Here is a 24,764-nt window from a genome sequence, read left to right as displayed (position 1 = left end):
AACCGGCCGGTTTGACTGAAAGTGGCGCGGGCCGCGGACAAAATCCGCGGCCCGCGCCACGCCAGCTTGCACGGACTGCCGGCGCACACACACCAATGCAGGGCCCCCGCCGTCAAGCTTGCATTGCCCGGCGCCTATAACCCCGCCCGCGCGCCACGCACCCGCCTACCGGGCAGCAACCTCCGTATATCGCGCCGTCATTACCTTATCTTCGCGATGAAACTCCCCCGGCTTGTGCCATTGGCCTGCCGGTTGTTATTACGCTTTACCGGCAAGCCGGGGTTTCCTTTTGGTCCAGACTTCGTTTGCACTGCTTGCGCAGGGTTACACACTCCATCGCCCCGCCTGAGCCATGCCATGCCGGCCAGCGCCGGATTTTTGTGTGCGGAATTTATAAGAAAAAGGCCCCGCCTGCCGGCGGGGCCTTTTTAATAATATTCATGCCCGTTACCGTGTGTTTCCGCCTGGCATAAAGAGCTCGAACCGGTCCTTTTCCGCATGGCAGACCGGACAGACGCCGGGCGGCGTGTCCCGCGCGGCCAGATATCCGCACACCCGGCACCGCCATACAGGATAAGCCAGCCCCGACAAACCTGTTCCCGGCGCGGACGGCACGGGTTTCCGTTTTGCACGGTCCGCCGGATCGGGCGGGCGGCGCTCCGGAATGGAACCGGCCTGCTTTTTCCGCTCCGCCACTTCTTTGGATACATAAAGCGCGCAGTAGCAGGCGCCGTATTCACCGAGATCCTCGTCGCGGTAATCACAGGGACAGATGATGTCTTGGTCAAGTTCGCGTTCGCCGTCGGCCAGCCGGCAGGGGCAGGCCTGATAGCCGTAGCGGTTCTGGTTGATCAGCAGGCTTTCAGCCAGTTCCATGGCAAAACCAGAATCCGGGTTCAGAAAATAGCCCCCGTCCTGCGCCTGCCGCTGAAGCTGCCGGTAAAAACCGGCGAGCCTGCTTTTGTCAATATCGGTCATTTCTGCAGCAGCTCCCTGATCCGGGCTTCCTGAAACCCCACGATCACCGTTCCGTTAATCAGCACGGTGGGAAACGAGCGGGACGGATTGTGCCGCGCCATCTCGGCAACCGCCTTCTCTTTTTCCGCGCCCTGCAGAGTGTCCACAAAAACAAAGTCATAATCCACGCCCAGCGCTGTAAGCAATTCCTTGGTTCTGCGGCACCAGATACAGGTGCTCAACGCATATAAAAAAACTTTTTTATCCGCCATACCGCCATTATAACACTTTGCCCGGCCGGAGCAATAAACATATCCGGCCGCAATTCCAGCCGGGCCGCGCAGTTTATGGCAGGTGCAGACGCGTTTAAAAACCGCGCCCGCCAAACCGCCAGCAAACAGCGAGCAGGCTGGTGAACCCGGCAGACGTTATATCCGTTCCCGCCTGCGGGATCTCATATCCTCCAATCATGCCGGCTGCAAACCCGCGCGGGTCTGGCAAGCTAATTCGCTCCGGCCCGCACGGAGTGTGGCAATAACGCGAAGGATTATGTATAAATATAACATGGCTTCGGCGCGCGGGAACCCGCGCGCATTTTATATCGGGAATTTATTATGAGAAACGCTATTGTTTTTTTCGCCGCGCTGCCAGGCGGCGGAACCCGGCATCCGCTTAACGCCGAACTGAAGCCTCACCGCGCGGAAAAACTGGTCGGCCTGTTTCATGAGGATTGCGCGGAACGTTTGCACGGTTCGGCGGACATCATTGTCTGCTATGATCCGCGCGCAGGCGTGGAGCAGTACCGCGCGCGGCTGGGCGAGGACTGCCGTTATATCGCGCAGACGGGCGCGTCCGATTCCGAAAAACTCGCTCACGCGGTCCGGTTCGCGTTCGAGCAGGCGTACGACCGGGTTGTCGCCGTGGGGATAGCGTGCCCCGACCTGCCGACTGAAACTTACGGCTCGGCTTTCGCCGCGCTGGGCGCTTCCGCCGCCTGCTGCGGGCGGGTAAAAACCGGGAATTATTATCTGCTCGGCCTGTCAAAAACGGCTTACGAACCGGGCGCATTCGACGGGATTTCCATGACCGGATCCGGCGCGTTCCGCGTGTGCGGAAAACCGTTTGAGCGGCGCTTTGAATCCTGCACCGAGCTGGCGCAGTGGCCCGGAGTGGAAACCGCGCAGGCACTTAGAGATTTATACCGCAGGAATTTCGATTCCGCGTTCACCGGCTCAAAAACTTTCGCCTATATGAGAGAAAACGCCGGCGAAGTCGGTGTCAGCTGAAGATAAAAAAGGGGGCGTTATGGCGGACGGAAAAATGTGCAGAAACGTAGGGCATGTGGACAAATGGATCCGCGTCGCCGGCGGCGTTGTGATACTGGCGATCGGCCTTTATTACAAAAACTGGCTGGGCCTGCTGGGCCTGCTGCCGATAGTGGTGGCGTTTGTCGGCTGGTGTCCGGTTTATACACTGCTTGGCGTAAACACCTGCCCGGCGGACAAAAAGATCAAGGCGCGGCGGTTCCCGGAGGAAATGCGCAATATCAAGTAGCAAAGCGTCCGATCCTTGTTTTCGGAACCGCCCGGCTGCTGTCGCAGCCGGGCGGTTTTATACATTCCGCTCGCAAAAACCCGGCGCGCGAACGGGAGAAATCAAGCGTGCAGACCCGCTGGCGGAGCAACCGATAGCTTGTTCGGCGCAAGCCGGGGCAGCAGGTTCATAAGACCACGGCAATCGTATCAAACCGCGGGCCGCAGGCTGTCCGCTTTTCCCGCCGTTCTTTTCAAGCGAATTTTTCGGTGCCGCTGAAACTGCGATCTGCGGAAAAACCGGCCAGAATCATGCCGTCCGTTGCGGTGGATTTGCCGGTCACAAGCCGCGCCAGCAATTCGCCAAGCCCCGGCCCGAGCATGAAGCCCTGTCCGCACATGCCAATCGCCGCGATATAGCCTTTGGGCGAATCGTACCGATGAACTATGGGGAACCCGTCCGGCGTCATCGGGTACAGTCCGCGCCAGGTGCGGCGCACCTTGACGTTGGCGAACCGGGGCATGATCTCCACCATCCGTTTGGCGATTGCCGGCAGAAACGACGAGGTCGAGTCGGTGTTTTTGCCCCAGAGAGTGGGTCTGGGAGTCATGCAGAACAGTATCTGGCCCTCGTGGTTCTGGTAGAAATAAAAGTTCTTGGAGGTTTCGGCCGGGCGGATATCAACCACCATCGGCTTGAACAGCATGGCTACCGGCTCGGTAATGCCCGCTTCGTGCATGTCGGGCGAGACGGGCGAATCCACCCCGAACAGCGCCGCCACCTCCCTGGCGCTGGCTCCCGCGCAGTTGAGCACGGCGGGCGCATAAACAGTGCCGCCGGCGGTGGTGATCCCTTTCACGACGCCTTTTTCAATTACCGCCGACAGTATTTTTTCCTTGAACCGGAACTCCGCGCCGAGCGCTCCGGCCCGGCGGTAAAACGCGGTGTTGGAGAGCAGGGTCGAGGCGCTTCCGTCGTCGGGAGAAAGCGTGCCGCCGCGCAGCCCGGCCGGGTTGAGGCCGGGCACCAGCCGGAGCATTTCCTCCGCGTTGAGCCAGTCAATATTGAGGCCGAATTTCTTCTGCACTTTAAGCAGTTCGCGCATCATATTCTCGTCGGACTCGTTATAGGCGGGGAAAGTGTAGCCGCCTTTTATCCAGCCGATATCGTCGCCGTGAGCGTCTTTCCAGCCGGAGAAAATCTCGAGGCTGCGCAGGCAGGCGGTGATTTTCGCGCCGTCCGAATGCGTCGCGCGGATCCCGCCGATCGCCGCTTTGCCCTGCCCCTGCGCGTTCGCGCTCAGCTCATCCACCACCAGCACGCGCAGTTTTTCCTGCGCCAGCGCGACCGCCGCCGGCACGCCTACGCTGCCGGCGCCCACGATGATTGCGTCAAAGGTATTGTTTTTGTCTGGCATAATTAAAAATCTCCGTGAGTAACGCCGGGTTCGGCTCCGCCGGCCTGACAGTTGCAGAACCGCCCGAGCGGCATTTCCATAAGCAGCGGCCGCTGGGTATTGGGAGTAACGTCGGAAAACGGCACGCCCTCCGCGCGATAGATCGCCATGATCTGCGTCAGGCAGGTTTTTCCTCCGCACGCGCCCATGCTGACGCGGGTGGCGGCTTTAAGCTGGTTGAGGTCGCGTATTCCGGAGCGGATGGCGGCGCGTATTTCGCCCAGCGTGACGCGCTCGCACCGGCAGATGACGGTTTCATCCGGCGTTTCCGCTGTGATCTGGTCGGCCGACGGAACCGGCCGGTCCGCCTCACGCAGTTTTATCCCGGCAACCAGTTTCGCCGCCTGCGCCTGCGGCGCGACGGTGACCAGCACCGTGCTGCCCGGCGTTTTAAGATCCAGCACTTTGGTGATTTCGGCCTGCCCGAGCTCCTTACCCTCCTCGTCGGTTACAGTAACCGTCTGGCCGGCTTTTAACACGTTCCGGTCAATTTCATAAGCCATGGTGACCAGCGGCCTGGCCGCGTCGGCACGGTAATCCACCAGCGTGATCGCCAGCCCGGGACAGAGCGACACGCACCGCCCGCAACCTATGCATTCGCCGTCCAGAAACGGCAGCGACGTGATCGCTTCGGTGCCGAGTTTTATGCTGTTTTTAGGACATGCGGAAACGCAGGGATTGCACGGAATTTCCTGCCGGCAGTGAAACACCGGGAACACGCCGGTATTCGCCAGTGGCGTGCGTTTGGGATAGGTTTTGCCCGGCCGGCTTTTCAGCACCTCAAGCATGTATTTCCATTCGCGCGGCGCGTTTTCCTTCACCAGCCCCAGATTGCGGGCCATGTCGCGCCCGGTAATTTTTCCGCTGAACATGGCGGCTGAAGCCTCGGCAATCTCCTCGGAGTCTCCGGCGGCGTACACGTTCATGCGGAACCTGCGCGCCTGAGTCAGCAGTTCGGCGCAGCGGTCCAGTCCGACCGCAACGAGCAGCGTGTCCACCTTCAGGGTTTTGAAGGTGCCCGGCACGGGCTTGAAATTCGCGTCCACTTCCGCTATGGTGACGGACTCGACATGCCCGCCTCCGCTCGCCCGCACTATCGTGTGCGAGGTGTAAACCGGCACGCCCAGCCGCCGCAGCTTGTCGGCGTGAACCTTGTAGCCGCCCACCTGAGGCAGCGCCTCGATAAGGCCAGCCACTTCAATGCCGGCCTGCAGCGCGTGGTAACCCGCTATAAGTCCCACATTGCCGCCGCCCACGATAAAAAGTTTCCGGCACGGCCGCACTAGATCGCGGTTGATAAGGGTCTGGAACGCGCCCGCGCCGTAAACGCCGGGCAGCGTGTTGCCGGGAAACGCCAGAAATTTTTCCCGCGCGCCGGCGGCTATGAGCAGGGCGCGCGGTTCCACGAGGCAATAGACGCCGCCGCGGTCCACTCCGATCTTGTTGTCGGAAAAAACCGCCGCCGCAAAACTGTTGAGCCAGATTTCGATATTGGGATATTGCGCCAGTTCCGCCTCAAGCTGTCGGGCTATGTCAATGCCGCGGGTTCCGGCGTGGCAGTCCGCCACGGACCCGAAAAATTTATGAGTCTGCAGAACCAGTTTCCCGCCAAGCCGGTGCTTGTCGTCTATAAGCAGCACGGACGCGCCGGCCCTGCCCAGTTCGACCGCCGCCGCCAGTCCGGCGGGGCCGCCGCCCACGATAACGGCGTCATAGCTTTTCACCTGCACTTCGCCCGCCGCGCACCCGCGGTCGGGTTCCGGCAGAACCGGCAACCCTTTGACCGTAGCCAGTTTCATGCCCTTTTTCAGCGGCGTGACGCAGGCTTTGAGCGGCACGCCGTCCACCAGCACGGTGCATTGCGCGCACTGCCCGTTGGCGCAGAAAATGCCCTGCGGGCTGTGGTCCTTATGATGATGCGAAAAAACGTGAACGCCGTTGGCGATAAGCGCGGAGGAAAGCATTTCGCCTTCCGGCGCGGAAAGCGTTTCACCGTCAAAGGTGAATTCGACGGACCGGCTGCCGGCGATCGGCAGAACCGGATGTCTGGTGATTCTGTTCATAATAAACGGCCTCTCAACCCGGGCGCGGAAGCGCGCCCTTGAAATGATGCTGCCGAGTCATCCGTCAGGCCGGTAAAACCAGTAACGGGCTGCGATGCGCGCAACGGCCTTTCGGACTCTTCATTATACATATATTGTTTCACCTGAAAAATGCAGCGCGACAGCGTTTCCGCGACGTTCAGTCAAATCCTTTCGCGCGGAAAACGCCGCAGGATCCGGGTGGACAAATAACGGCAAAGCATGCCCTCCGCAGCGCCGGCCCGCATAAAAAATATTGTAAAGCCCGCCGGATTGTGATACAATAATATTGCGGAGTAGGGAAGCCCGGTATCCCGCAAGGCCCATAACCTTGAGATCACTGGTTCAAATCCAGTCTCCGCAACCAAAAAACCCCGGTTTTATACCGGAGTTTTTTGATTTTCAGGAAGAAAAAAGCCATAAGGTTTGCTAGAATTAACTGATGAATTCCGGTTTGCTGCTTCAGGATCTGGCCGTCATCATGACGGTCGCCGCCGTGGTAATGTTTATCTGCCACAGGCTGAAACAGCCGTCGGTAATCGGATATCTGCTGGCGGGCTTCATTGTCGGGCCGTTCACTCCGCCGTTCGCGCTGGTGAGCGATATCGCCTCAATCCGCTCAATCTCCCAGTTGGGCCTTATTTTCATAATGTTTTCATTAGGGCTGGATTTTAATCTGCCGCGCCTGCGCAAAGCGGGAGTGGCTGTGGCGGTCGCGGCGAGCATCGTGGTAACAGGAATGCTGCTGACGGGTTTTATGCTGGGCCGGGTGATGGGCTGGTCAACACCCGCCTGCGCGTTTCTGGGCGCGATGCTTTCGATAAGCGGCAGTTCCCTGATCGCAAAGGTGTTTTTTGACATGCGCCTGACCAGTGAACCGTTCGCCCGGTCGGTATTCGGCATAATGATCTGCGACGATATAGCGGCGATGATCATGCTGTCGGTAATCTCCGGGCTGGGCGCGCACAGCGGGCTGATCGCGCTGGACGCGACAACTTCATTCGTGCGGATAATGTTTTTCATCATGCTGTTCCTTATTCTGGGGTTGCTGATCGTGCCGAAAGTGCTGGCTTCGGTCACCCGTTTCCGCAACACTGAAATGACCGGGATCTGCGTACTGGCTTTATGTTTCGCCAGCGCGCTGCTGGCATCGCATTTCGGGTTTTCGCTGGCGTTGGGCACCTTCCTTATCGGCGCGATAATAGCCGCGACGGATCATATTGATTCGATAGAGGACTGGGTGCGCCCGCTGCGCGACATGTTCAGCGCGCTGTTTTTCGTGTCGGCGGGCATGCTGGTCAACCCGAGAATACTGATCGCCAACTGGCTGCCGGTCACGATTATCACGACTGTCGCGGTTATCGGCCGGATGAGCTGGGGCACGCTTGCCTCGCTGGCGGTCGGGCGCAGCAATTCCGACTCCGTTAAAATCGGCGCCAGCATCGCCCAGCTAGGCGAATTCTCCTTCATCATCGTGGCGGCCGGCGCGGGGCTCGGCCTGATTTCCGACACGCTGTATTCTCTGGCGGTCGCCATTTCCACTCTGACGGCGTTCATCGCGCCGCTTCTGATCCGCCACTCGCGCAAAATAGAGGAAAAACTGTTCCTGCTCGCTCCGGCCGGCGCAAACGATATGCTGGCCCGCTACCGCGACTTTCTGGAACGCACCGCCGCGCCGGTTTATAACGAGGGCCAGCAATCGGTGTTTTCAAAATACATGCTGCGGCTGGGCATGTATGTGACCCTGCTCGCGGGCTTGTTCTACGCCGGCGGGTTCGCCGCTTCGGTGCTGGACGACGCGGATTTTCCGCGCGTGCTGATCCCCGCGTGGGTGGCGTTCGGAGTGCTGTGCGTGCCGCTTTTCCTGTCCATAGCGCGCTATTGCGACCACATGCTGCTTATCTCGCTTACCATAGTGCTGGCGCGGTTCTCTCCGGTGCGGCTGATGCAGAAAATGAATATTTCATATACCTACAAGGTGATCAATTATTTCCTGCTGACCATGTTCGGCCTGCTGTTTCTGTTCTACGCTTCCCCCAAAATAGATCTGCCGGCCGGGCTGATGTTTGTGGCGGCGCCGGCGCTGGTCATCTCGTTCATGCTTAAAAACCAGATCGCTTCAGCACGCAACAGCATGGAACTGATGCTGGATCAGGTTATCGGGCTGGCCACCAGCGAACCGCAGCATCAGTCGGTTTTCGCCCGGCCCAGAGAGCAGGTGCTGCTGTGCACGGTGGGTTTCGCCGCGGCGAAAAAACGCATTTCGGTGCTGGAGGTAAAAACCAAAACCGGCGCGACCGTCGTGGCGATTTACCGCAACGGCAAGACCATCGCCGCGCCCGCGCCGCAGACCGTATTTACCGCGCATGACATCGCCATCGTGTTCGGGCCGGAAGAACAGCGCAAGGCGGCCGCGCGGCTGCTGGCGCACAAGAAACCGGATTTTTCATAAGTTATTTTCAATATTCCGGAACAAGGAGAGATATGAACTGTAAACATGCCGTGCTGTTTTTTGCGTGCTGCGCGCTCGCGCCGGCCATGGCGGCCGAAACGACTGTGACCAGGCAATACAAGCCTGGCGAAATTAAAACCCTGAATATAGCGACCGTATCGGGCGGAATTGACCTTGACGTGGAAACCGGCCCTGCTCGTCTGGAAGTATCGCGGTACGACGACAAACTGTGCACGCTCAGCATAACGCTCGAGCGCGGCGAACTGGCGGCGCGAATAGCGCCGGTTCCCGATTCAGGCGGCGCCTGCCGCGCGCAGGTTCATATAACCGTTCCCGACCCGGCGGTCGAGCCCGCGCTTAAAACCGTTTCCGGGTTCATAGACGTTTCCGGAATCGGCTCGCGCGCCGATCTTGCCTCCACCAGCGGCGACATTACGGTGCGGGCAGGAAGCGACATTGCGGTCAGAACCGTGTCGGGCGACATAATGGTAACCGGCGCCGCCGGAAACATTGACGCCGGCTCGGTCAGCGGCGCGATAAAAATTTATTCCGGGTCCGCCGTGGTCGCCCGGAATATTTCCGGCGATATCCATGTGGCTTACACCAAAGGCCGGGCGGATCTGGGCACGAAAAGCGGCGGCATAACCGGTCTGCTTTCCGGCCCGGCGCGGATTGAAACGGTAAGCGGGCCGGTGGATCTGGACTGGGCTGCCACGCCTCCGGCGGGAGAAATCACCGCCGCTTCCGTAAGCGGGCATATCGGGCTGGATTTCCCGGTCGGCGCCAAACTGGCTTTTTACCGGGAAACCGTAACCGGCACGGTGACCGGCCAGAAAACCATGCTGGACATGAGCTCGCGGCTGAAAGTCACCGTGACCACCACGTCCGGCGATATTGACCTCGGCTATAACTAAGCCGGGTGCGGCGGGGAAAAGCCCATGCAGTTCAAATTCGATCATTACAATTTCAATGTGCTTGATTTTGAGCGCAGCATGGCGTTTTATGCAAAAACGCTGGGCCTTAAAGAGATGAAACGCCGCGAAGCGGCGGACGGCAGTTTCACGCTCGGCGATCTGGGCGACGGGCAGCCTCAGTTTCGGCTGGAGCTGACGCGGCTAAAAAACCGGACCGAAAAATACAATCCTGGAGAAGGCGAATTCCATCTGGCGGTTCGGGTGGACGATTTCGAGGCGGCGAAAAAACTGCACCGCAAAATGAACTGCATCTGCCACGAAAACGAAACAATGGGGATCTGCTTCATAAAAGACCCTGACGGCTACTGGCTGGAAATCGTGCCTGCACGGTGAGTTATGCTTATATCCAGTCTGCTTGATAACGATTTGTACAAATTCACGATGATGCAGGCGGTGTTTCATAATTTCCCCGCGGCAAACGCGGAATACGCGCTGGTGTGCCGCAATCACGAGCACGCCCGGTACTTGCCGGAAATCGCGCCGGCGCTTGAGGCGGCGGTCAGGGAACTGGGCGCGCTGCGGCTGGACAGGGCGGAAAAGGATTATCTGGCGGGGCTAAAGTGTTTCCGCGCGGATTTTCTGGAATTTCTAACCGCGTTTTCGCTCAAACCCGAACAGGTGCGGATAGAAATCCGCGAAGGAAACCTGTCCGTCCGCATAGAGGGGCCGTGGCTTCAGACCATTCTTTTTGAAGTGCCGCTGCTCGCGCTCGTCAACGAACTGTTTTACGCGGGCCGGTTCAAAACCGTTGCGCGCGACGCGCTGCCTCCGGTTGAGAAACTCCGGGCCGCCGGCGTGAAATTCAGCGATTTCGGAACGCGCCGGCGGGTGTCGTTCGAGCATCAGCGCCGGGTGCTTGACGCGGTCAGGGAATTCCCCGGGTTCGGCGGCACCAGCAACGTGCTGTTCGCCATGCTCGGCAATATGCCCGCGGTCGGCACGATGGCGCACGAGTATCTTCAGGCGGGCCAGGCGTTTTACGGACCGCGCGCCGGCCAGCGCGAGATGCTCAAGCTGTGGCTGAAAGAACACGGCGGCCAATTCGCCGTCGCGCTGACCGATGTGATTGATACGGACGGCTTTCTGGCTGATTTCGGCCCCGAACTCGCGGCCGCCTACTCCGGCGTACGCCATGACAGCGGCGATCCGCTTGAATGGGGCCGCCGCATACTGGAGCATTACCGCGCGTTCGGCATTGACCCGAAAACCAAAACGCTCGTGTTCAGCGATATGGTGACACCGGAAAAAGCGGCGGCAATAGCGGCGGCGTTCGGGGCGCAGGCGAATGTGCTGTTCGGGATCGGCTCCTGGCTTGACAACAATATCGGCCTGCCGCGCCTTAACAGCGTGATAAAGATGGTGCGCTGCAACGGCCGGCCGGTCGCCAAGATAACAAACACCGCCGCAAAAACAGTCGCCGAAGACGCGGATTATCTGCGCACGCTGCGAACCGCGTATTCCGCCTAGCTTTTTTAGAAGCCGCGGGCCGCGCAAATACGCCGGGCCGCACGGCCAGCGCTCGAAACAGCAGGTCTTTGTTATAATGAATTAATATGAGAAAATTGCTCTGGCTTTTCTGTTTCGCGCTGTTTTCCGGCGCTCCCGCATCCGCGCAGGACGGCGACACCAGCCGCGATATCCTGACCTACAACATAAACTCCGGCGGTTCCGGCAGCAAATGGGATTTCTCGTACGCCCAGCTGACCGATCTGCATATAGGCTATAACACCACCGATTACGGCACCCCGGGTTACGACGACCTGCCGCCGGATGGCGACGAGGGAACCCCCGCAAAAAACCTGCGGGCCGCGGTAAACCGGATCAACTCCAGCAAAGACAGCCTGAAAATCAAATTCGTAGCCGTCACCGGCGATTTAACCCAGCACGCCCAGAAATCGGAGTATCTGAAAGCCAGGGAAATTCTGGACTCGCTGGACGTGCCTTATGTGCCGGTCATCGGCAATCATGACGTATGGCCATACTCGGTGGGCGGAGCGGTCGCGCCCGCGCCGGCCGGGGACGAATATTTTAAAGATATTTTCGCGCCGGTGTTTTCCAGACTGCGCGGCGTGATGCCCGGCTGGGACGACGGCACCCGCCTTTCCAGAACCACCGACCCCGTCACCAACACCGCCTCATATTTCCAGAACTACGCGTTCCGTTATGGCGGGTATGCGTTTGCCGCGCTGGACTTTATCGGACGCACCTATAAACCGGACGGCGGCCCCAAAACCGGTTACAAAATTGATTTTTTTGATTTTCCCGGCGGCACCTGGCACTGGTTCAAAAATCATTACGCAAACTCCGAAGCCGGGCCCAAACACCTGATCGTCCTGTCGCATTTCCCGCTTACCAGAGAAACCTGGCAGGGCTACTTTCTGTTTTCACCGCAGGAATACGCATTTGTGGCAGATTACCTTGGCAGAACGCCTCATATAGGCCTGTGGAACTGCGGACATGTGCACAGAAACACCGATTACCCTGTTATAACGTCGGACGGAACAACGCTCTGCCCCGTGGTGGAAACAGCCTCCAACCGGGAAAAAATCACGATAAGGCTGGTTAAAGTCTGGGACTGACAGCTTGCCGGATAACCTAAAAAAGCCTCCGTATCCGCGGAGGCTTTCCATTACCAGAAAAGACAGCCCCTGCGGCGGCTTATTCGACGATGATTATGCCGGGGTCATCGGAGTCATCGGCGGCGGAGCCGCCTTGCGCGTCAGGCTGACGGATGCGGCCGCGCCCGAATTTATAAGACAGCGTGATCTGATGCCGGTTGTCCATCGCCGAGGAACTGCCAAACGCGTAATCAAGCTCGATATCGCCCTGATCCGCGCCGAGCCCCAGAGTCAAACCGTCCACATCGCGGTTGAACATATAACCGCCGCGAAGCGCCGCGCGCATATCGCTTAAAGTCAGCAGGCTGATTTCCAGCCCGCACTGCAGATAGGAATCTTCATCCTTCACATTCATCCAGTCGGCTGAAAAAGTTATTTCGCTGCTGACGATATCCATGTCCTGCGTGGCGCCCGCGCTGCCGATGCTGTAAGTGAGCGCCGCGCCGGCGCGGGTGGTTGAGGGCGGAGGATCGCCCTGCGTTTCAAACTTGATGTCAGGCCCGATGTTCTGCTGCGCCACGCCCAGCCGGATGCCGCCGGCGGCGGCGTAAACCGCGCCCACGTCATAATACATGCCGGACGTTTTCGCCTCTTCGGCCAGATTGAATCTGGCGTATTTTACCGTGCCGCCCACGCCCAGCCTCTGAAGCGGGCGGAACGAAACCGCCAGCATTCCCACCGTATCCTGCTCCGCCGTCACGTTTTTAATGCTGCCCGTGACTGAATTTTTATAGGCGATATTGCCGGAATTGTAATACAGCACGCCGGGCGTGATGTTGAGCCCGAACACACGCACCGAAACCGCCATCAGGCCGTTATTGTCGCCCGCATAGCCGCGCAGGTAAGACAGGCCCGCCGTAGGGCGTTCGATAAAAGCCAGCCCGCCGGGATTGTAGCCGAGGCTCTCGATATCACCTTCGATAGCGGTAAACGCCTGGCCCATGCCGTTAGAGCGGCCGCCCAGATACCGGCCCAGAATTGAGCCGCCGGTCCGTCCGCCTTCGGCCAGAGCCGGCGCGGCGGAAACCATCATTGCCAAACCAAGCAGCGCCATTTTTTTCATTTTATCACCACCACTTTGGCGACGGTGTCGAGTTTCGGGCCTTTAAAATAAGCCAGATACATGCCGCTGGCGGCATAATTGCCGGATTCGGTTTTGCCGTCCCAGGTAATGGTATAGGTGCCGGGCGCGACGATTGAATCATAAAGCGTGCGGACTTTCTTTCCGTTCGTGGTGTAAACCCGCACGGTCATCCGGCCGTAGGCGAAGACCGTGGCGTCACCGCGGCAGCTTTCGCCGTTGAGCGGGCGGAAAACGTTATCCATCATGTCCAGATTGCCGGGTTTGTAATCCACGGTAAGCGCGCTGGCGTAAGTACCGTACCAGCCGTCCGCGTCGGTTATTTTAAGGGTATAAACCCCGATTGTCGCGCCGTTGGTCGTCGCGTCCAGCGAAAGGCTTGTGTCGCTGTTGCGGGTCACGCTGGTAATGCTTATGCTGCCGCTGGCGCCGTAAAGCGTGGCAGTCAGCGCGCCGCTGCTGGAAAAAATTTCGCCGCCTACCGTCAGGGTCACGTTCGGATCGCTCTGGTAAACCAGGCCCGGCGAAACGGATTCGATGGTGGGATAAAAAGTAAGCAGCGTCTGCACCGCGCCTGTGGAAGCCAGCGGGCCAAACGTGGCGAACAGACGCCACCGCCAGTAATCCGCGTCGCGCATGACCGCCAGCTGGGAAATATTGACCGCTGCCGAAGTGGCGTAGCGGACGCCGCTTTCGGCGGCGCCGGCAAAAGTTCTTCCGTTATCCGAGCTGAGCCAGCTTTTTATCTGGTAGCCGCCCGTGCAGCCGGGCGGCGGCACCACCGCGTGCAGCCGCACGGAGCCGCCCGTAAGGCTTGATACCGCCAGCGCGTACACCGTCGTGCCGGACAGCAGCGCGGCCGGCGCCGCGTTGAAAGTGGAACCTTTATCGGTGCTCGTGAAATAGCCGGCCCGGTAAGTGCCGGAACTGTTAAAGCCGCCGGCATCGTACACGCAGTACAGATACATCTGGGTCGAGCTTACGGGCCAGGCTTTCGGCGAACCCAGATAAGCATACCCGGAATTCAGCTGTTTGTAGAAAGAGGAGTCCTTTGTAAAAGACACGCCATCGCCGGAATGCGCCCTCAGCAGCGAGAACCGGCCGGTCGCGCCGATCCCCACATAGTAAAGCGTATAGGCGTGACTTGCGGCGGTGTTATAGTAAATACCGGCCGCGGTTATGGAACTCGCGTCGAGCGAAGCCGCCGAGGTGGACAGCCGCATCCCGGCCTCCACGCTCCAGTTGAGCCCGTCGGCGGAAGTGGCGCTCTTCACAAAATACCCGGCGGAAGTGAAGTACATCCTGTAGCCGCCGGCGCCCGGCAGTTTTATCACGTCGGACACGGACGCGCTCGCCAGCGTCACCCCCCCCTGTTCCACGAATACCGGCCGGTCGGCGGCCATAGCCGCGGGCGCCAAGGCCGAAAACAATACCGCAAATAAAAATTTCTTCACGGAAAACACCCCTTGCGTCCCCCCGAATGCCCGTCCACAACCGCCGACCCGGCTGCACAGGCGGTTCATGTAACAGGTACTGCCAAACCGAAAGCCGAGGATGGGATTCGAACCCACAACCTACGGTTTACAAAACCGTTGCTCTACCGTTGAGCTACCTCGGCGCGCTGCTGCGGCGCATATAGTGTATCTTAACATTTTGCCGAAGACAGGGCAAAAATCCGTATTGTCCGGCCGGGCGCGCAACCCGGCCGGGCCCGGACTGCCGAACAAATGCAAAAGACCGGCGCTCCGCGAACTGACCGGGCGCGGCCCCGTTGCGGCGCGGCTGATCGGTCATGCTCCGTTCAGGCCGCCGGCGGGATATCGGGCCCGGGACTGCCGGACGGTTTCGCCGGAAAATCTTTTTTCGTATTTACGGCAGCACCGTTATGCTTCAGAACGGTATCCGTTTTCGCGAGCCATTCTTCAAGAGTATCAACGTCAATCACGCTGTAAAATTCCGGCAGGGTGTATATGGTCTGGCCGGCGCTCTTGGCGCGCTTGCCGATCATAACGCCTTTATTCTCGCCGGTCCACGGGTAATCTTTGAACATATCGGCTTTTATGCCGTTAAAACCCAGCAGATACCAGCCGCCGTCGCGGGTCGGCCCGAGCACCAGATCACGCTCGGCGAGCATTTCAAACGCTTTCGCGATCCATTCGTCCGCCATGCCGGGCGACTGGGCCGACACGCACACCACCCGTTTCGCGCCCGCTTCGAAACACCAGCGCACCGATTTTATGAAAGACTCTATGAAAGTCTGGTCGCGCGGAACCAGAAAGCCCGGATCATCCGCGTCCAGCCAGCGCAGATCGGGGTGCCGGGAATCGCGCCAGTAACAGATAACCACGTCGGCATCAGGCTGGCGGCGCGCCAGCGCGAAAACCTGTTTCGCCATTTCGGTGTAAACGGTTACCGCCCGGTCGGAGCCGAAATTCTCGACCAGCGCCGGCTCCAGGGCCGGCACGGCCGGCGCTGGCAGAGTGAGAAGAATGCAGTTGTCTTTCATTGCTACATATTTTACAAAATAATCGGATCGGGTTGTGCTGTCATCTCAGGCCGGAACAGCGCGGAAACAATAATTGCTATAATTTCCGACAGTATGGCAAAGCGCATACTTGTTTACGGCGGCAGTTTCGATCCGCCCCACAAAGGACACCTTAAACTGCTCAAGGCGGCCGTCGGCTCCGTGCGGCCCGATGAAATTCATATTGTGCCGGCTTTCCATGCGCCTTTGAAAGACGGGCACGCCGTCAACGCGGAAACGCGGCTGGAACTGGCGCGGCATGCCTTCGGGCCGGGCCCGGTCGGGCCGGCGCCTTGCGTAAATGATATCGAGATCGCCAGCGGCCGGAAAATATACACCTGGCAAACCCTTGAGCGGTTCAGGCGCGCCAATCCGGCCGCGCAGCTGTTTTTTCTGATCGGGAGCGACTGCCTGCTTGATTTCAGCCGCTGGCAGCGCCCCGACCGCGTACTCGAGCTGGCGGTTGTGCTGGCCGGGTCAAGGCCCGGATCGCCGATTCCCATGGATTCCCCGTTCACCGTGCTGCCGGGCGAGTTTCCTGACCTGGCCTCCTCCGCGCTGCGCGCGGAAATGTTCGCGTTCGGCAGGATACCCGCCAGCGTCGCGCCCGGCGCGGCCGGCTACATCCGCGGCAACGGGCTGTATTATCTCAATATTCATAAATGGCTCGCGAAAAATGTAAGTCCCGCGCGGTATGAGCATATATGCCAGACCACGGGCCTTGCCATCGAGCTGGCGGTTGTGCATGGCGCGAACAGCAACACGGCCGCGATGGCCGCCCTGCTGCACGACTGCGCCAAAGGCATTCCCACTCCGGATCTGGCCAGATACTGCCGCCGGCACCGGCTTCGCGTTCCGATGTTCGATGAAATCAGCGCCTTGCACCCGGGCCTGCTGCACGCTTACGCCGGCGCGCACATGGCACAGCAGCGGTTCGGGGTGCGGAACAAAGCGGTTCTCAACGCCATCCGCTATCACACCACCGGCCGCGCGCGGATGCCGCTGCTGGAAAAAATAATTTATGTGGCCGATTCCTGCGGCCGCGACCGGCGGTACCCGATGGCGGACCGGATCCGCCAGACCGCGCTCGCCGGCAGCCTTGACGACGCGCTCTTCGCGGCGGTGCGCGCGAAACTTTCCTATGTGGTGCAGACCTGCCGCTGGCTGTACCCGAAAGGGCTTGAACTATGGAACAGTCTGACAGCTCGCAATCCGGCCTGACCGGCGCGCGCGTAACCCTGCTTGCGTTCTGCCTGCTGGCGGGGGCGCTGGCGGTTCGGCATTTCTCGTCCGGGCTGACGCGCGCCGCGGCCGCGAACAGGCCGTTTGCAATCGCCATGCTCACCAACCCGCCCGCGCTGGCGGAAATCGCCCCGGACAAGGGCCGGGTGCGGTTCAGCATAATCAGGGAACCGGCCGGCATGGCGAAAAAATCCCCGCATGAACGCGCGGTGCCGCTTTTAAGCGCAGCGCAGCAGGCTTATTGCGGAGCGTACTATTTCCAGCCCGCGGATCCGAACCCCTCGGCCGCGTGGGATGCCGCGCGCGACACCGCTCTCAATTACCGCGCCCGTCCGCGGCTGGCGGTCGCTTATCTCAAAAACTACTTTTCAGCGCTGTTTTCAGGCAGAACGAATATCGCGCCGGACGAATTTTACATAATCACCTCCGCGCTCGCCAGCGCCAGAACCGACGCGTTCATATCGGTGCTTAATTACTCCCCGCAGGAGGACCGTGACGAATTGTCCGGCCAGCCCGGGCCGGATCAGCCGGACTCCATCGTCCGAACCCTTACAATAGAGGTTCTGAACGGATCCGGTGAATCCGGCATGGCGTTGAAAGCCACCAAATACCTGCGCTCGCTGGCGGGGCCGGATTTCAGGGTGGACGTTTTACGCCACGACAACTCGCCCGGAACCAATAAAACCCGGTTTATAGCCTACACCGGCCGCGAAGACGACATCGCCAAACTCGGCGCCCGGCTGGGACTGGCCATACAGATTGATTCCGCGCATAGCGATATAGGCGATACGGACGCCCGGCTCATTCTCGGCAAAGACTTCAAACTGCCGCAATAGCCCCCGCAACGGCTTCGATGTATGCATGACCGCGTTAAATGCTAAACTTAAAAGAAGCGGTCTGGCCGGAAACAGCGGTGACAGCCCAACATGCAAACCCCAGGGGGAGAGCTGATCATGAACATGGTTGAAGTGCTTACGAAAGCGGTAAAACTCGGCGCGAGCGATATACACATAGTGATAGGCAAGCCGCCGATGATGCGGCTGCACGGCGAGATTCTGCCCGTGCCGGATTTTCCCGAAATCTCCGCAGAAGACGCGAAAAACACCATTTATTCGGTCCTTTTTGAAAACCAGCGGATGATTTTCGAGCGGGAATGGGAACTGGACTGTTCGTTCGGAGTGGCGGGGCTGTCGCGCTTCCGCATAAACGTGTTCATGCAGACCCACGGAGTGGAGGCGGTGATGCGGGTCATTCCGTCGAAGATTCCCACGCCTGAAGAAATCGGGCTCAGCAAATCCATAAAGGAACTGGCGGGGCTGGACAAAGGGCTGGTGCTGGTGACCGGGCCCACGGGCTCGGGAAAATCCACCACGCTGGCCGCATTGCTCGACACCATCAACCGCACCGAAGCGCGCAATATCCTCACCGTGGAGGACCCGATCGAGTTTTCCTATACCAACAACAAATCGGTTTTCCGGCAGCGCGAAGTCGGCCAGCAGACCAAATCATTCGCGGCCGCGCTGCGCTCGGCGCTGCGGCAGGATCCCGACGTTATTCTGGTGGGCGAAATGCGCGATCTGGAAACCATCCAGCTCGCCATAACCGCCGCGGAAACGGGGCACCTGTGCTTCGGCACGCTGCACACGCAGGATTCCGCCTCCACCGTTGACCGCATCATTGACGTTTTCCCGCCGCATCAGCAGGCCCAGATCAGGGTGCAGCTGGCGAATTCGCTCAAGGCGGTCGTGTCGCAGGTGCTGCTGCCAAAAGCCGAAGGCACGGGCCGCATAGCGGCGCGCGAACTGATGGTGGTGACGCCCGCCATCTCCAATCTCATCCGGGAAGGCAAAACCCACATGATTTACAACGCCATAGAAACCGGCGTCAACTACGGCATGGTTTCGATGGACAAGGCGCTGGCCCATATGGTGAGCGAACAGCTTGTCACGCGCGAAGAAGCCGAACCGCGCGTGCACAGCATGGAAAGTTTCCGCCAGCTGCTGGGCGAAAACCCCGGCTCCGGCGCAAACCGGCCGGCCGGAAAATATTCCGGATCCATGGCGGACGCCGGATCCATGCTGGACGATTGAAATATGCCCGAACCCGCCATAGAGCGCCTTAAAGCGCTTTCATTCTTCACCGGCTTTCCCGACGCGGCGATCGCGCTGTTCCAGGCGAAAGCGCGCCGGCGTGTCTGCGCGCCCGATGAAACGGTGCTGGAAGAAAACGTCAAAGACGACAGATTCTACGTTCTGTTGAGCGGCCGCGTCATCATAGCCAAGCGCGTAAGCGAGGAAGGCGAGGCTTATGCGGCGAAACCGCTGGCCGATCTGGGCGCGGGAGAATTTTTCGGCGAAATGCAGCTGTTCGACAACATGCCCAGCTCCGCGCGCGCCACCGCGGTTTGCGAAACCGAACTGCTGGAGCTGGGCCGGGAGGATTTCGAGGAAATGATCCGGTCCGACCCCGCGACAGGCTTCGCGTTTTATTCCAGAATAACAAAAGCCCTGACCCAACGGCTGCGCGCCACGTCCGCGGAACTGGCCATGCTGTTCGATATAAGCGAACTGCTTTTCAGGGACTTTGCAAAGGAAAGCGGTTTTTTAAGCAAACTGCTGTCGGAACTGCGCCTGCATCTCGGCTATGACTGGCGGCTGGCGGCTTTCATCTATAATGTTTTCAGCGAGGAATACGAACCCGCGGGCGCCTGCGGGCCGGGCCCGGCGGAAGGGCTGCCGGCATCGGACCGGCTGCCCGGCATCCGGGCCGGCTGGCTCGACGGGCAGACCTACGCGGCCGTTTTGCCGGGCGATGAAAAACCCGACGGCTGCCTGTTTTTCCAGGCGCCCCGCGAACTGACGCGGAAAGAACGTGACCGCCTGGCCATCCCGTTCGACACGGTGGCGCGCATCGCCAATTCAGCGGTGGACAGGATCCGCTACGCGCGCGAAAACGCGCTGCGTGACCGGCTGGAGCGCAACCGGCAGAATTTATTCTAACAAGGACAAACTACCTCATGGCACAAATCAAGATAGACGTTCCCGTCAAAACGCGGCCTTCAAGGCTGACTGCGGCGGAATTTAAAAAACTGGCGGTCGCGGCGGCGCGGTTCGCTGACGGAAAGAAGGCCGAAAACATTATCGTGCTGGACGTGTCGGCCGAATCCACGCTGTGCGATTTCGTGGTGATCGCCACGGCGGACTCCGAGCCGCAGATTAACGCGATCGGAGATGAAATAGCCGAAAAGTTCAAGGCGGACGGCCTCCTGCGCACACATATAGACGGGTCCGACAGCTCCTCCTGGAAAGTGCTTGATTTCGGCGGCGTGCTCATTCATGTGATGACCCCCGAAATACGGGAATTTTACGGGCTCGACAAGATTTTCCATTTCGGCGCGAAGGTGCGCTGGGCCAGCCCCGCGCCCAAAACGGCGGTTAAAAAACCTGCGGCGAAACAACCCGCCGTCAGGAAACCGGCCCCGCGCAAAGCCGCCAGATAGCTTTGCGCCCGTTGCGGAGGATTGCATGGATATAGTGAAACTGTTCGAGTTCGCGGTTTCAAAAAACGCCAGCGACATAGTGGTGGCGGCGGGTTCACCGCCGCTGATCCGGCTGGCGGGCGAGATACTGCCGGCGTCCGAATCGCCGCTAACGCACGAGGAGGCGCGTCAGGTCGTCTATTCCGTTATGAAAGAGGATCAGCGCGCCCGGTTCGAGCAGGATTGGGAGCTGGACTTTTCCTTTTCCGTGCCCGATGTCGCGCGCATGCGCGGCAACGTGTTTCTGCAGCAGCGCGGCCTGTGCGCGGTGTTCCGGGTGATTCCGGGCCAGATTCCGGCGCCGGAGGAACTGGGCCTGACTCAGCAGATGGCTGAACTGGCCGATCTGCCGCGCGGGCTGGTGCTGGTTACGGGGCCGACCGGCTCGGGCAAATCCACCACGCTTGCAAGCCTTGTGCAGTCAATCAACCGGAAATACTGCAAAAGCATAATCACGATCGAAGATCCCATCGAATACGTTTACCAGAACCGGAAAAGCCTTGTGCTGCAGCGGGAAGTCAACCGGCACACCAAGTCGTTCGCGGAAGCGCTGCGGCGCGCGATGCGGCAGGCGCCGGACGTCATTCTGATCGGCGAGATGCGCGACCTGGAAACCATCCAGTACGCGATCAGCGCGGCCGAAACCGGACATCTGTGCCTCGCCACCCTGCACACGCAGGACTGCGCCTCCACGGTGGACCGCATGGTGGACGTGTTTCCCACCAGCCAGCAGCAGCAGATCCGCACCCAGCTCGCGCTTACGCTTAAAGCGGTGCTGTCGCAGGTGCTGCTGCCGCGCGCCGACGGCACTGGCCGGATCGCCGCGCGCGAGTTCATGGTAATGACCACGGCAATCTCGTCGCTGATCCGCGAGAACAAGGCCCACATGATTTACAGCGCGCTCGAATCCGGCGGAAAATACGGCATGACCACGCTGGACAAATCGCTCGCGCGGCTGGCGGCCTCCGGCGTGGTTACGCCGGAAACCGCTCAGCGCAAGGCTCACAGCCCGGAAACGGTGCTTCAGTACGTCAATCAAATCAAGTCAGGATATCCCGTATGAAACTTCATGATTTACAACAGCTTGTTTCCCAGACGGTCATCGCCCGGTTCGGCGCGGACCTGCCCGCGGCAGGCCTGTCCGCCGCGCCCGACCATGTGGCGGCGGATTTTTCGCTGAGCTGGCCGCTTTCCGCGGCGAAACTGCTGAAAAAATCGCCGCTGGAACTGGCCGGCGCGCTGGCCCCGGACATAGCGAAACTGCCGGGCGTGGCCGGAACAGACGTGGTGCCGCCGGGTTTCGTAAACATAACCCTGTCGGCCGCGGGCTGCGCGGGCGCGATAACGGAAATTCTCAAAGACCATGCCGCCTGCCTGAAAAATCCAGCGAACGCCGGCACGAAAGTACTGCTGGAATTCGTGTCCGCCAATCCCACGGGCCCGCTGCATGTGGCAAGCGGGCGCGGCGCGGCGCTGGGCGACAGCCTGGCGCGCATTCTGCGCGCGCTCGGCTACACGGTGGAAAGCGAATTCTATATCAACGACGCCGGCAACCAGGTGCGGCTGCTGGGCGAATCGGTGCTGGCGCGGCGCAAGGGGAAAACCGTAGCGGAGGAAGGGTATCACGGCGATTACGTCAAAGATCTCGCCGCCGCGGTTTCCGACGACTCCGGCTGGACGGCGGACGATTATTCCCGGTTCGCCATTGACCTGCTTCTGAAAGGCCAGAAAGAGGATATGGCGGCTTTCCGCACGCACTTTGACCGCTGGTTCCACGAAACCGAGCTGCACCGCGCGAACGAGCCGGAAAAACTGCTGGCGCTGCTGCGGAAAAACGGCATGACCCACGAAGCGGACGGAGCGGTCTGGTTCGGCGAGCCCAACGAATCCGGCCGGGAAGAGGACAAAGCGCGCGTGCTGGTGCGAAAAGACGGCTCGCCTACCTATTTCCTGAACGATATCGCCTACCACAAAAACAAGCATGACCGCGGTTTCGACATTATTATTGACATCTGGGGCGCGGACCACCACGGCTATGTGCCGCGCATGCGGCACGCAATGGCGGCCATCGGGCACGACCCGGAAAAATTCAAGGTGATACTGCATCAGCTGGTGCACCTTAACAAAAACGGCGAGGCGGTCAAGATGTCAAAACGCGCGGGCGAATTCATCACCCTGCGCGAGCTGACCGGTGAAGCGGGAACGGACGCCTGCCGGTTTTTCTTCGCGTCGCGCACGCCGAACTCGCATCTTAATTTCGACATCGAACTGGCGAAAAAACGTTCGCAGGAAAACCCTGTTTTTTATGTGCAGTACGTGCATGCGCGGATCTCCTCGATTCTGCGGTCGCTGGAAGAAAAACTGCCGGCCGGCGCGCCCGCCGGGCCGGTAACGATCAGAAACGCCGCCTCGTTCGCGCCCGGGCTGGACTTTACCGCCGCGTTTGACGGCTATGAATTCGCGCCGCAGGAAAGAAAGCTCATAAAGAAAATGCTGCTTTACCCGGCCGTGCTGAAACTCTGCGCGGCCGACCTGACGCCGCACTACGTCACCACCTATCTGACAGAACTGGCGGGCCTGTTCCACCCGTTTTACGACGCGTGCCGGGTTCTCGATCCCGACAGGCCGGAAACCACCGCCGCGCGGCTGTGCCTGTGCCGGGCGGTAGCCGGAGTCATCAGCTCGGGACTGGACGTGATAGGGGTTTGCGCGCCGGAGGCCATGTGATATGCGGCAGCGGCCTATAGGAATTTTCGATTCCGGGCTGGGCGGACTCACCGTCTTAAAGGCGGTCCAGCGGCTTCTGCCGAACGAGAACATTATTTATTACGGCGACACGGCGCATGTGCCGTACGGCTCCAAATCGAAAAAAACGGTCACGGATTATTCGCTGGCGATAGCGGATTTCCTGACCGGAAGGCATATCAAACTGCTGGTGATAGCGTGCAACACCGCGTCCGCCTCGGCGGCTGATATCCTGAAAAAACACCTGAGCATTCCCGTAACCGGGGTGATCGTGCCCGGCGCGCAGGCGGCCTGCCGGGCAAGCGGGACGGGCAGGATCGCGGTTATCGGAACCGAAGCCACCATCCGCTCCGGCGCGTATGACAAGGCGATCAGAAAAATCAGCAAAACGGCGCGGGTGTTCAACAAAGCCTGCCCGCTGCTAGTGCCGCTGGTGGAGGAAGGCTGGTGGAACGACGACATCACCGACCTGACCGCGCGCAAATACCTGGAGCCGCTGCGCGGCTGCGGAGCCGACACCCTTATTCTCGGCTGCACCCATTATCCCGTCATCAGGCCGGTCATTCAGCGCGCGATAGGCGGCGGGGTAACGCTGGTTGACTCGGCTGAAGCTACCGCCGCCGCGGTACGCGACATGCTGCGCGCGCAGTCGCTTCTGCGCCGGTCTTCCGGCGGCAGAACCGCGTTTTACGCGAGCGACGATCCCGTCCGGTTCGCAAGGCTCGCCAAAAACATTCTTGGCCGGCCCGTGGCGAAAGTAAACCTCAAAAAACTGGCGAACTGATATGCGCCTTGCATTATGACCGATACGCAGACGACAGGCCAGCCTGTGCCGCAAATCATGCCCGCCCCGATTACCGACCCGCGCCTGAGCGCGCTGGGCGCAACGCACGGCTCCACTTTTTACGCGCACGGCGACATGAAAACGGCCGCCGCGCGGAAAAGTTTTTTTACGCGGCTCGGCATCGCGCCGGCCCGCATCATGCTGCTGCACCAGATCCACAGCGCGGACGCGCTCGAGGTGCTGCGCGCCGATGATGTGGCGCGCTACGGGTTCCGCCCGCGCCCCAACGCCGACGGCTGGATTCTGGGCGGCGGCCTGCGCGGGATAGGCGCGGCCGTCTATTCGGCCGACTGCGCGCCGGTGTTCTTATGGGACAAAAAAGCCGCTTCGGTCGCCATTCTGCACTGCGGGTGGCGCGGCACGGTGGCGGGTTTTGCTGGTAAAGCCGCGCGCCGGATGACTGAACTGGGCGCGGCGGGCCCGCTGAACGCGTTTATCGCGCCGCATATCGGGGCCTGCTGTTTTGAGGTGGGGCCTGAAGTGGCCTGCCAGTTCAACCCCGCCTGCGTGACCCGGAAAAACGGGCGCGATTACGCCGACATAACGCTCGAACTGACGCTTCAGCTGCAAGCGGCGGGGCTTAACCGGGCCGATATCCGTTCCGCCCCGCAATGCACCAGATGCAGCGGTGAAACATACCATTCGTTCCGCCGCACCGGCCGTACCAGCGCGATGCTTTCCTATATTCTGCTCTGAGCGGCGCGGCCCGCGCCAATTTG

At 60.2% G+C, this 24,764-nt stretch carries 23 protein-coding genes and 2 tRNA genes; 17 read left to right on the top strand and 8 right to left on the bottom strand.

Annotation, left to right across the window (positions count from 1 at the left end; translation table 11 throughout):
• Positions 1–447 precede the first annotated feature (447 nt).
• On the bottom strand, positions 448–978 hold the full coding sequence (locus PHW69_00210; protein ID MDD4003611.1) for a ferredoxin-thioredoxin reductase catalytic domain-containing protein: 531 nt from the start codon (positions 976–978) through the stop codon (positions 448–450).
• Positions 975–1,229: a glutaredoxin family protein gene (locus PHW69_00205; GenBank protein MDD4003610.1), complete on the bottom strand. Its 255-nt coding sequence runs from the start codon at positions 1,227–1,229 to the stop codon at positions 975–977. Before PHW69_00205 ends, PHW69_00210 begins: the two co-directional genes overlap by 4 nt.
• A 342-nt stretch (positions 1,230–1,571) precedes the next feature.
• Between PHW69_00205 and PHW69_00200 the strand changes: the two genes are divergently transcribed.
• Positions 1,572–2,243: a DUF2064 domain-containing protein gene (locus PHW69_00200; protein MDD4003609.1), complete on the top strand. Its 672-nt coding sequence runs from the start codon at positions 1,572–1,574 to the stop codon at positions 2,241–2,243.
• A gap of 34 nt (positions 2,244–2,277) precedes the next feature.
• Positions 2,278–2,511, top strand: coding sequence for a DUF2892 domain-containing protein (locus PHW69_00195; GenBank protein MDD4003608.1), 234 nt, complete (start codon positions 2,278–2,280; stop codon positions 2,509–2,511).
• Positions 2,512–2,743: 232 nt separating this feature from the next.
• Here the strand turns inward: PHW69_00195 and PHW69_00190 are convergent, their stop codons facing one another.
• Together PHW69_00190 and PHW69_00185 are read right to left on the bottom strand one after the other, a co-directional pair.
• The gene (locus tag PHW69_00190; protein MDD4003607.1) at positions 2,744–3,907 is read right to left on the bottom strand and encodes an FAD-binding oxidoreductase; all 1,164 of its coding nucleotides are present in this window, start codon (positions 3,905–3,907) and stop codon (positions 2,744–2,746) included.
• Positions 3,908–3,909: 2 nt separating this feature from the next.
• Complete coding sequence (locus PHW69_00185) at positions 3,910–6,009, bottom strand: 2Fe-2S iron-sulfur cluster-binding protein (protein MDD4003606.1); 2,100 nt, start codon at positions 6,007–6,009, stop codon at positions 3,910–3,912.
• A gap of 308 nt (positions 6,010–6,317) precedes the next feature.
• On the opposite strand from PHW69_00185, the gene PHW69_00180 reads away from it, so the two are divergent.
• The 6 genes from PHW69_00180 (at position 6,318) to PHW69_00155 (ending at position 12,032) form a co-directional block, all read left to right on the top strand.
• Positions 6,318–6,394 (top strand) — tRNA-Met (locus PHW69_00180).
• 75 nt (positions 6,395–6,469) lie between these two features.
• Positions 6,470–8,479 (top strand): cation:proton antiporter, encoded by a 2,010-nt coding sequence (locus tag PHW69_00175; GenBank protein ID MDD4003605.1) that lies wholly within the window; start codon positions 6,470–6,472, stop codon positions 8,477–8,479.
• 32 nt (positions 8,480–8,511) lie between these two features.
• Complete coding sequence (locus PHW69_00170) at positions 8,512–9,393, top strand: DUF4097 family beta strand repeat-containing protein (GenBank protein MDD4003604.1); 882 nt, start codon at positions 8,512–8,514, stop codon at positions 9,391–9,393.
• A gap of 24 nt (positions 9,394–9,417) precedes the next feature.
• Positions 9,418–9,786, top strand: coding sequence for a VOC family protein (locus tag PHW69_00165; GenBank protein MDD4003603.1), 369 nt, complete (start codon positions 9,418–9,420; stop codon positions 9,784–9,786).
• Between the two features lie 3 nt (positions 9,787–9,789).
• Positions 9,790–10,920: a nicotinate phosphoribosyltransferase gene (pncB, locus tag PHW69_00160; protein ID MDD4003602.1), complete on the top strand. Its 1,131-nt coding sequence runs from the start codon at positions 9,790–9,792 to the stop codon at positions 10,918–10,920.
• Between the two features lie 86 nt (positions 10,921–11,006).
• The gene (locus PHW69_00155; GenBank protein ID MDD4003601.1) at positions 11,007–12,032 is read left to right on the top strand and encodes a metallophosphoesterase; all 1,026 of its coding nucleotides are present in this window, start codon (positions 11,007–11,009) and stop codon (positions 12,030–12,032) included.
• A gap of 79 nt (positions 12,033–12,111) precedes the next feature.
• Here the strand turns inward: PHW69_00155 and PHW69_00150 are convergent, their stop codons facing one another.
• The 4 genes from PHW69_00150 to PHW69_00135 all read right to left on the bottom strand — a co-directional run bounded on the left by PHW69_00150 (position 12,112) and on the right by PHW69_00135 (position 15,658).
• Complete coding sequence (locus tag PHW69_00150; GenBank protein MDD4003600.1) at positions 12,112–13,134, bottom strand: PorV/PorQ family protein; 1,023 nt, start codon at positions 13,132–13,134, stop codon at positions 12,112–12,114.
• The gene (locus PHW69_00145; GenBank protein MDD4003599.1) at positions 13,131–14,606 is read right to left on the bottom strand and encodes a FlgD immunoglobulin-like domain containing protein; all 1,476 of its coding nucleotides are present in this window, start codon (positions 14,604–14,606) and stop codon (positions 13,131–13,133) included. The genes PHW69_00150 and PHW69_00145 overlap by 4 nt, the downstream gene beginning before the upstream one ends.
• Positions 14,607–14,698: 92 nt before the next feature.
• Positions 14,699–14,770: transfer RNA gene (locus PHW69_00140), tRNA-Thr, on the bottom strand.
• A 183-nt stretch (positions 14,771–14,953) separates the two neighbouring features.
• A complete protein-coding gene (locus PHW69_00135) occupies positions 14,954–15,658 on the bottom strand; it encodes a DUF2064 domain-containing protein (GenBank protein MDD4003598.1) in 705 nt (234 codons plus the stop codon).
• 93 nt (positions 15,659–15,751) lie between these two features.
• On the opposite strand from PHW69_00135, the gene yqeK reads away from it, so the two are divergent.
• The 9 genes from yqeK to PHW69_00090 all read left to right on the top strand — a co-directional run bounded on the left by yqeK (position 15,752) and on the right by PHW69_00090 (position 24,741).
• Positions 15,752–16,897 (top strand): bis(5'-nucleosyl)-tetraphosphatase (symmetrical) YqeK, encoded by a 1,146-nt coding sequence (gene yqeK / locus PHW69_00130; GenBank protein MDD4003597.1) that lies wholly within the window; start codon positions 15,752–15,754, stop codon positions 16,895–16,897.
• Entirely contained in the window at positions 16,864–17,754 is an 891-nt protein-coding gene (locus PHW69_00125) for a LytR C-terminal domain-containing protein (protein MDD4003596.1), read from the top strand. The genes yqeK and PHW69_00125 overlap by 34 nt, the downstream gene beginning before the upstream one ends.
• Before the next feature lie 117 nt (positions 17,755–17,871).
• On the top strand, positions 17,872–19,008 hold the full coding sequence (locus PHW69_00120; GenBank protein MDD4003595.1) for a type IV pilus twitching motility protein PilT: 1,137 nt from the start codon (positions 17,872–17,874) through the stop codon (positions 19,006–19,008).
• Between the two features lie 3 nt (positions 19,009–19,011).
• A complete protein-coding gene (locus PHW69_00115; GenBank protein MDD4003594.1) occupies positions 19,012–19,917 on the top strand; it encodes a cyclic nucleotide-binding domain-containing protein in 906 nt (301 codons plus the stop codon).
• Between the two features lie 17 nt (positions 19,918–19,934).
• Entirely contained in the window at positions 19,935–20,417 is a 483-nt protein-coding gene (gene rsfS, locus PHW69_00110; GenBank protein MDD4003593.1) for a ribosome silencing factor, read from the top strand.
• Positions 20,418–20,442: 25 nt separating this feature from the next.
• Positions 20,443–21,519 carry a type IV pilus twitching motility protein PilT gene (locus PHW69_00105; GenBank protein MDD4003592.1) on the top strand — a complete coding sequence of 359 codons (1,077 nt, stop codon included), beginning with the start codon at positions 20,443–20,445 and terminating at the stop codon, positions 21,517–21,519.
• Complete coding sequence (gene argS, locus PHW69_00100; GenBank protein ID MDD4003591.1) at positions 21,516–23,183, top strand: arginine--tRNA ligase; 1,668 nt, start codon at positions 21,516–21,518, stop codon at positions 23,181–23,183. The genes PHW69_00105 and argS overlap by 4 nt, the downstream gene beginning before the upstream one ends.
• A gap of 1 nt (position 23,184) precedes the next feature.
• Positions 23,185–23,985, top strand: a complete 801-nt coding sequence (murI, locus tag PHW69_00095; GenBank protein ID MDD4003590.1) for a glutamate racemase — start codon at positions 23,185–23,187, stop codon at positions 23,983–23,985.
• A gap of 15 nt (positions 23,986–24,000) precedes the next feature.
• On the top strand, positions 24,001–24,741 hold the full coding sequence (locus PHW69_00090; GenBank protein ID MDD4003589.1) for a polyphenol oxidase family protein: 741 nt from the start codon (positions 24,001–24,003) through the stop codon (positions 24,739–24,741).
• The last annotated feature ends 23 nt before the right edge of the window (positions 24,742–24,764 follow it).

This window comes from Elusimicrobiaceae bacterium, from assembly GCA_028700325.1.
Lineage (GTDB): Bacteria > Elusimicrobiota > Elusimicrobia > Elusimicrobiales > Elusimicrobiaceae > JAQVSV01.
The sequence above is the reverse complement of the archived record's forward strand: the minus strand, read 5'-3'. Positions and strand labels throughout refer to the sequence as shown.